General features: G+C 58.3%; 7 protein-coding genes and 1 pseudogene. 2 read left to right on the top strand and 6 right to left on the bottom strand.

From position 1 onward, the window contains the following. Positions 1-770 (top strand): ornithine cyclodeaminase (locus RTM06_RS22265; RefSeq protein WP_312184735.1); only part of this gene is annotated, 770 nt, incomplete at its 5' end. Continuing rightward, positions 760-1,578 (top strand): rhodanese-like domain-containing protein, encoded by an 819-nt coding sequence (locus RTM06_RS22260; RefSeq protein ID WP_312184734.1) that lies wholly within the window; start codon positions 760-762, stop codon positions 1,576-1,578. The genes RTM06_RS22265 and RTM06_RS22260, both read left to right, overlap by 11 nt. On the opposite strand, the gene RTM06_RS22255 is transcribed toward RTM06_RS22260, so the two are convergent. The 6 genes and pseudogenes from RTM06_RS22255 to RTM06_RS22230 all read right to left on the bottom strand — a co-directional run. Continuing rightward, complete coding sequence (locus tag RTM06_RS22255) at positions 1,564-3,171, bottom strand: ABC transporter ATP-binding protein (protein ID WP_312184733.1); 1,608 nt, start codon at positions 3,169-3,171, stop codon at positions 1,564-1,566. The genes RTM06_RS22260 and RTM06_RS22255 overlap by 15 nt on opposite strands. A gap of 242 nt (positions 3,172-3,413) precedes the next feature. Continuing rightward, entirely contained in the window at positions 3,414-4,388 is a 975-nt protein-coding gene (locus tag RTM06_RS22250) for a sugar-binding transcriptional regulator (RefSeq protein WP_008104043.1), read from the bottom strand. Between the two features lie 193 nt (positions 4,389-4,581). Next, a complete protein-coding gene (locus tag RTM06_RS22245; RefSeq protein ID WP_265296762.1) occupies positions 4,582-5,439 on the bottom strand; it encodes a phosphogluconate dehydrogenase C-terminal domain-containing protein in 858 nt (285 codons plus the stop codon). A 4-nt stretch (positions 5,440-5,443) separates the two neighbouring features. Continuing rightward, a complete protein-coding gene (locus tag RTM06_RS22240; RefSeq protein WP_312184732.1) occupies positions 5,444-6,253 on the bottom strand; it encodes a sugar phosphate isomerase/epimerase family protein in 810 nt (269 codons plus the stop codon). Further along, positions 6,250-7,026: a triose-phosphate isomerase family protein gene (locus tag RTM06_RS22235; protein WP_256696429.1), complete on the bottom strand. Its 777-nt coding sequence runs from the start codon at positions 7,024-7,026 to the stop codon at positions 6,250-6,252. The genes RTM06_RS22240 and RTM06_RS22235 overlap by 4 nt, the downstream gene beginning before the upstream one ends. A 3-nt stretch (positions 7,027-7,029) precedes the next feature. After that, positions 7,030-7,554 (bottom strand): annotated as a pseudogene (locus tag RTM06_RS22230) (DAK2 domain-containing protein); the annotation flags it as partial.

Genomic DNA, 7,554 nt, shown 5'->3' with positions numbered 1-7,554 from the left:
GCGTAAAGTGGACGGCACATCGTCCACAGCGACCGGATGCGCTGCCCGCCGCCTTAGCCTTAACCCTGATTAACGATGCGCAAAGCGGTATTCCGCGTGGTTTGCTGGCCAGCGGCGCATTAACCGCTGCGCGCACCGCGGCGGTGAGCGCGCTGGCGCTTCAACTGGCCGCGCCGCGTCCGGTGAAACGCGTGCTGCTGCTGGGTGCCGGTTTGCATGCTCAGGCGCATCTGCGCATGTTGCAGCAGCTGTTTCCGCAGTTGGAACAGATTGGCGTGTGGAATCGCTCGCCTTTTAAACTCAATGCGTTGCGCGAAGTGCAGATAGAAACTGATTTGCAGCTCGCTCTGGCGCAGCCTTATGACGCGGTGCTGACCTGCACCAGCGCCGACCAGCCGATTATTGATGCCGAAGCGATCCAGCCTGGCAGGATCATTGTGCAGGTCGGCTATCACGAAGTCAGTTTCGCCGCCATCAAAGCCAGCAGCAAGGTGGTGGTCGATGCATGGGGCGATTTTGCCCAGCGCAGCGCCAAAAGCCTGTTCCAGATGTTCCGCGCCGGTGAGTTTCGTGAGCAGGATGTGGCGGCCGATCTCGCCGCGCTGCTGCTGGATAACTGGCGTCCACAGCCCGATGACAGCGTCTATTTCTCCTCGTTTGGCCTCAACGTGTTTGATATCGCCCTCGCCGCCCGCGTGTTGCAGGCCGCCGAGCACGACGAACTCGGTTCGTTGCAGTCGCTGTTTTCAGGAGTTCTGCATGATCATTGATGTGCTTGCACTGCATCAGCGCCAGGCAAAAGGCGAAGCATTTCTGCTGATCGACGTGCGCGAGTTCGCCGACTGGCAACGCGCCACCTTACCCGGCGCGCAGCACTGTAACGTCTACGACTATTTTATTGAGGATTGCAGCGAGGCGGGTTTAGCGGTGATGGCTGCAGAAGCCGCCACCGCGTTGCAACCGATGTTTATCGCCAATCCCAACGCCACGCCGGTATTTTTCGAACAGCAGGTTGGCATGCGTTCGCCGCGCGGTGCCTGGTTCGCGTGGTTGCTCAAGCGTGATGATGCGCTGATTCTGAATGGCGGCGTGGAGGCGTGGATTGCAGCAGGCTATGAACTCAGTCCGGGATTGGGATTAAGCCGCACGGTGGCGCATCCACCCGCAGCAAACGCATCCGCGTGGAACCGCGAGCTGGTGTGCAGCCGGGAACAGGTATTAGCAGCAGATGGAGTGAATGTGGTCAACGTGGATGCACGCCGCCCGAGCGAGTTTGAAGGCAGTTTTGCGCATGCCTGCTGCCCGCGCGCCGGACGCATTCCGCACTCTCAGCTGCTATTTTGGGAGGATGTCATTGCCAACGGCCATTTCTTAGCAGCGCAGCAGATTGCCGCACGCGCCGAGGCGGCAGGATTGAGTAAAGATGCGAAGTTGCAGGTTTATTGCCATCGCGGTGCCCGCGCCGCCACGGTGTTGGCGGCGTTGAAGCTGGCGGGCTATCCCCATGTTTCGGTGTATGTCGGTTCCTGGCACGAATGGGCTGAACATCACGAACTGCCGCTGTTACACGGCAGCTGATCGCAGCGCCAGCGCCTGCTGAACGTCCGGCGCAGCGGCGAGCAGTTGGCGGGTGTAATTGTCCTGCGGATGATTAATCACGCTGGCGGTCGCGCCGGACTCCACAATCTTGCCGTGATACATCACCACCACGCGATCGCACAACTGACGCAACGCGCTGAGATCGTGGCTGATAAACAGCACCGATAATCCCAGCTTGTGGCGTAAATCATTAAACAGCGCCAGAATCTGCCCGCGCACCGATAAATCCAGCGCCGCCACCGCTTCATCCGCCACCAGCAACTTCGGCTCCATCGCCAGCGCGCGCGCAATGGCGATACGCTGACGCTGACCGCCGGAAAACGCGCCCGGCAGACGCCCGGCATGTTCGGCCTTCAATCCCACCAACGCCAGCAACTCTTTGACGCGTTCATCCACCGCCGCGCCTTTGCGCAGCTGCCAGACGCGAAGTGGTTCAGCGATCTGCTCGCCGACTGGAATTTTGGGATTCAAACTGGCGTAAGGGTCCTGAAAGATGATCTGCGCGTGACGACGTAACGTATTCAGCTGGCGCCCTTGCAGATGCTGCCCCTGAAAATGCACCTCGCCACCATCTGCTGTAATCAGGCCAATCGCCGCGCTGCCCAATGTGGTTTTGCCGGAGCCGGATTCGCCAATCAGCCCGACGATTTCGCCCTGCGCAATCGACAGATTGGCCGGATGCAAAACGGTTTGCCGTTTGGCAGGCCACAGCGGCAAACGGCGCGGCAGCGGATAGCTTTTACTGATGTCACGCAGCACCAGCAGCGGCGGCTGATAAACCGGCGCAATTGCCCCAGGGATTTGCGTCGCTGAAGCGGCAATCAATTTGCGTGTGTAAGGATGCGTTGGCACGCCGAGCGTGCTCAGCACCGCGCCCTGTTCAACCAGCTGCCCTTGCTGCATCACGCAGACGCGATCGGCGTAGCGCGCCACCACCGAGAGATCGTGGGTGATCAATAAGATCCCCATGCCCATCTCTTGTTGCAGTTCCTGCAGCAGCGCCAGAATCTGCGCCTGAATGGTGACGTCCAGCGCGGTAGTTGGCTCATCGGCAATCAATAATTCCGGCTGACCGCTAATGGCGCTGGCGATCATCACACGTTGCCGCATGCCGCCCGACAGCTGATGAATATACTGACGCGCGCGCTGTGCAGGATTGACGATGCCAACGCGATCCAGCAGCGCAATCGCTTCCTGCTGCGCCTGTTTCCAGCTGAACTGACGATGCCGCACCAGCACTTCGGCAATCTGCTCACCAATACGCAGCGTGGGATTCATGCTGGTCATTGGTTCCTGAAACACGGTAGCGATGCGGCAGCCGCGTAATTGCTGGGTTTTGCGCGCATCCAGCGGTTCGCCATTAAACACCACGCGGCCACCACTCTGCTGCACGCCCGTGGGCAGCAAGTTCATCAGCGCCAGCGACGTTAAGGTTTTACCTGAGCCCGACTCGCCGACTAACGCCAGGATTTCCTTGCGATCAAGATCAAAAGAGACGTTATCCACCAGCAAGCGCTGATCGTGAGTGTGCAGCGAGAGGTTTTCAACCGAGAGCAAGCGCGCATTAGTCATCTGGCAGGGATTCTCAACAAGGAAAAATACAGGATATATCCTGAACATAGCACGAACAAGACCGTTCGGTTATGGCACTGCGCGTTGCGGAATAAGGCTGTTCATTGAGTTTAAAATATTCCGTATTAACGGCGATGAACGCCGTTGAATGGTAAAACGGTAAACTTTTTCGCGGAATGCTCGTTAGTTAAGCGTCTTTCGGTCACCATAAATGGCGACCCTACAAAGGGTTGGCCGTTTAACTACACCTTTTCCTGCGACAAACTTAATATGGTGCGAATGTTCTGCGCGGTGGTGGCAATGATATCGATCGCGCCAGTGCGCAGTGCGCCGAGGATCGCCATCGCTTTGGTATTTTCTGCGGCAATGGCGATCACACAGGGGATTTTGCGCAGCTCATCGATGCTCAGCCCAATCACGCGATCGTTCATCACGGTATCTACGTGTTGGCCCTGCGAATTGAAGAAGTCATAGCCGGCGACATCGCCCGTCACGCCCTGATTAACGCTGGCGTCGATGATTTCGTGCGGTGTGAACCAGCCGAGCTTCACCATATAGCTGTTTTCATTCATGTCACCGATGCCCACCAGCGCCACATCCGCTTTGCGCGCGCGGTCCAGCGTCTCTTTGATGGTGCCGTTTTGCATAAAAGCGTCGCGCAGCGCGCGGTTCTCAACATAGGCAGGCGCATACAACGTTTCGCTGATGCCGCCAAACTTCTTGGCCAAACGACGGCTGATATGGTCAGCATTGATGGCATCGCCTGGACGATGCGTGCCGCCAATGCCGCTAATAAACAGGCAGTTACGCGTCGGCACCTGGCCGGGATAATCGGCGACAGCGGCAACGTTGCGCCCTTGCCCAACGGCGACAATGGCGTCGTCTTTCAGCGACTGCGCTAAATGTGACGACACCAGCGCGGCAACCTGACGTCGCTGCTCTTCCTGATCGGGCTGATCGAGCGCTATCAACGCACGTTGCAGTTGTGGGAAGCGATTTTGCAGCTGTTGCTCGAGGCGGGTGCTGAAGACGGGATGGTAACGCACGTTGATCTCGACGATGCCCTCTTCGCGCGCGCGTTTGAGCAGTCGGCCAACTTTAATGCGGGAAATACCAAACTTACGCGCAATCTCCTCCTGGGTGATTTCGTCCTGATAATAGGCGACAGCTATTTCCGTCAGCAGCTCGGAGTCCTGAGAAAGCGTGTTTTTTTCCATCCGTAACCTGTCTTTTTGGTGTTATTTGAAGAAGTTGTGACCACTCCATGTAGGGTGCGCATTCATGCGCACCTGGTCACCATAAATGGCGACCCTACAAAATGGGGCAAGATCTGACTTTGGGAAGGAGTTATATCATTGATACGACTCGCTTCGCCAGACCACAGCGCCGCGAGTCGATCGAGCATCACGCTTAGCGCTTGATGGCGTCGATTTTCAGCATACGGGCAATCACGATATCCAGCTCTTTCTGATCGAAGATCTGCTTCCAGTCCGGTTTCACAATCTTCTCACGGCCGTACTCCATGGCGATCATGCAGGCATCCGAGAACGGGTTGGTGGCGCGGAACGCCACGGCCAGCGCGATTTGAATATGGCCGTACAACATCGCTTTGGCCGCTTCTTCCGGCACGCCGCTGTGTTTCACGGTTTCGTCCAGCGCTTCTTTCATAAACGCGCCGACCATGCAGGCCACGGTTTCCACCAGCGTGGGTTCCAGATACGCCAGCTGCGTCACGGTAACCCAATGCACTTGCTCCACTGGCCCGTACATCACGCTGATCACCTTGCTCAGCTCGGCTTTCTGCTCATCAGAGCCGGTTTCATATGACGCCGCCACGTGCTGAACCGCCGCGATACCGCCGAAGGCATCAGCATGTTCTTCCTTGGTGTAACGCTCCAGGAATACCGATGGATGGCAAGGATGCGCCACCGCGTATTCAATGCCATCGCGATGGGCAATCAGATTGGCGTAGGCCGCTGCGGGGTCCAGCGTCAGCAGAATCGCGCCCGGTTTCATCTGTGGCACCACGCCTTCAGAGACTTTGCCCAGCACAATATCCGGCACCGCCAGAATCACCACGTCGCTCAATGGCACCACGGAGGCCGCATCAGAGAGTTCGCGCCCCTGCGCGCTCACCTGCTCTTGCGCCTTGGGTGAGTTCTCACAGTAAAACACCTGGTAATCGCTTTTCTGGAAGTTGGCAGAAATACGCATACCCATTTTGCCGCCCGCGCCAATCACGGTGATGGTTTTCAGTTGCACGCTCATGTTGTTACTCCTGATCTTGTTTACTACGTAAGAATTCAACGGTGCGGCGAGTCCATTCGGCTTCTCGCTCGCAGGTCAGCGCGGCATCGTCCTGCCACGGCAACCAATGTTCGACGATTTGGTTAATGCCTTTATCCGCCGGGCGCACGCTGGCGATCATCCGGTCGTAATCCAGTAAGCCTTCACCCATCGGGCAACCGGCAAAGGTAAAGCCGACCCAGCCATCACGGCGCGTGAAGGCAAAGTCTTTGATGTGCAGATTGCCGACGCGCGCGGCGGTGTTGGCAATCACCTGCTCTGGCAATTCGAGTCCAGCGACACAGTTGGCGGGATCGAGACACACGCCGAGCCACGGCGACAGGAACTTGTTGATCACCGACATCATTGAGCCGCTGTTCACCTGCTCGTACGTCTCCAGACAGAGACGCACCTGTTGGCGGGCAAAATCCGGCAACACTGCGCCAATCAGCGCGGCGGCTTCGTCGAGGGAAGGACGATGATCGGTGGTGTAGAACATCGAACGTATCACCCGCGCATCGAGGATTTCCGCGATATGCAGATAACGACACAGATGCTCTGTGCCAAGGCCGCGCGTGCCGAGTTCCAGCGTGATACCGAGCGCATCGGCCTGCTGACGCAGCGCCAGCAGTTGCGCGTCAGACCAGCTTTCAATCGCCGGATAGTCGCAGATTTGAAACACCGAGACATCGAGATCGGCGGTCTGTTGCAGCATCTGTTCCAACGTCAGCGGGTTGGCTACTTTCGACGACATGCGCCAGAAAAAGGCGTAGGTGCTGAGTCCGATACGGCTCATGAATCGAGCTCCTGAGCCAGCTCACTGGCTTCATCAATAATTTTTGCCAACGCGTTGGGATCGTGAGCAAAGCGCCCCAGGAACAGGCCATTCACGTCCGCGCCAAGGCGCTGAATCAGTCCCGGCCCCGCGCTGCCGCCGTAGATGATTTTCAGCGTAATGCCCGGCGGCGTGGCGAGTTGCTGCAATCCGGCGCACACTGCGCGGATGTAGCTGTCCGGTGCCGGTTGCGGCGCACCAATCGCCCACTGCGGTTCGTAGGCAAAGAACACTTCGCCCTTTAAGCCCTGCTGCGCCGACTCGGCCAGCGCTTCGGCCAGCTGCTGCTGGCACAGTGCGATCGCCTGCTGCGGTTCTGCCTGCACTTCTTCGCCAATGCACAGCACCGGCGTGATGCCGTGACGCAGCGACATCGCCACTTTGGCGGCGATTTGCACTTTATCTTCGTGGAAATGACGACGGCGCTCAGCGTGACCAATTTCGGCCAGCGAGCAGCCTAACTCCTGCAACATGCTGGCGCTGACTTCGCCGGTCCAGGCACCGTTCTCAGCCTGGCAAACATCCTGGCCGCCGAAGCGCACCGGTGTATTAGCGAAGATCTCTGCAACCGCCGGAATCGCCGGATAAGCCGGTAACACAAACAAGCCCACTTCACCGTTTTTCACCGCAGCATGGTCGGCTAATGCCGCCACATCGCGACACCATTGCAAGGTTTGCTGATAACCGAAGTACATTTTCAAACTGACGCCGAGCCAGATTTTTGGCTGAGACATGCTTCAAGCTCCTTGTTCAGAGGCACTGTGTTCTTTTAGCAGATCGCCGACGGTATTGACGATCAATGCCAGCGAAATCGCTCCGGCATCCGGCGTGCCAACACTTTTTTCTGCCAGCGGACGCGCACGCCCCATTTTGGGTACCAACTGCGCGGTGTCCTGTGCAGCTTTATCGGCCACCTGCGCCGCCTTCAGCCAGGCATCGGTTAACGACGCGCCAGCGGTAACGGCTTGAGGCTGTCGCTAAACGGCACCAGCACATCCACCATGGTTTTATCGCCGACGCGCGCTTTACCAAAGTGCATGATGCCTTCTTTCGCTTCACGTACGCCGGTGGCCACGCGCTGCGCGTCTGGCGTTTGACGATCGCCCAGCGCGGTACCCAACGCGGTAAGCGCCACGCCCCACAACGCGCCCGAGGTGCCACCGGCTTTATCGGCCCAGGCATCCGCCGCGCGGCACAGCAAACTGCCCGCACCGGCACCACGCGCCGCGACTTCACGCGCTTTCTCAACCGCGCCCAGCACG

This window comes from Pantoea sp. CTOTU46764 (assembly GCF_031974595.1).
In the GTDB taxonomy this organism is placed as follows: Bacteria; Pseudomonadota; Gammaproteobacteria; order Enterobacterales; family Enterobacteriaceae; genus Pantoea; species Pantoea trifolii.
The sequence above is the reverse complement of the archived record's forward strand: the minus strand, read 5'-3'. Positions and strand labels throughout refer to the sequence as shown.

Coding starts and splice junctions, on each gene's coding strand:
- RTM06_RS22260 (WP_312184734.1), top strand. CDS start 760: ATGATCATTGATGTGCTTGCACTGCATCAGCGCCAGGCAAAAGGCGAA.
- RTM06_RS22255 (WP_312184733.1), bottom strand. CDS start 3,171: ATGACTAATGCGCGCTTGCTCTCGGTTGAAAACCTCTCGCTGCACACT.
- RTM06_RS22250 (WP_008104043.1), bottom strand. CDS start 4,388: ATGGAAAAAAACACGCTTTCTCAGGACTCCGAGCTGCTGACGGAAATA.
- RTM06_RS22245 (WP_265296762.1), bottom strand. CDS start 5,439: ATGAGCGTGCAACTGAAAACCATCACCGTGATTGGCGCGGGCGGCAAA.
- RTM06_RS22240 (WP_312184732.1), bottom strand. CDS start 6,253: ATGAGCCGTATCGGACTCAGCACCTACGCCTTTTTCTGGCGCATGTCG.
- RTM06_RS22235 (WP_256696429.1), bottom strand. CDS start 7,026: ATGTCTCAGCCAAAAATCTGGCTCGGCGTCAGTTTGAAAATGTACTTC.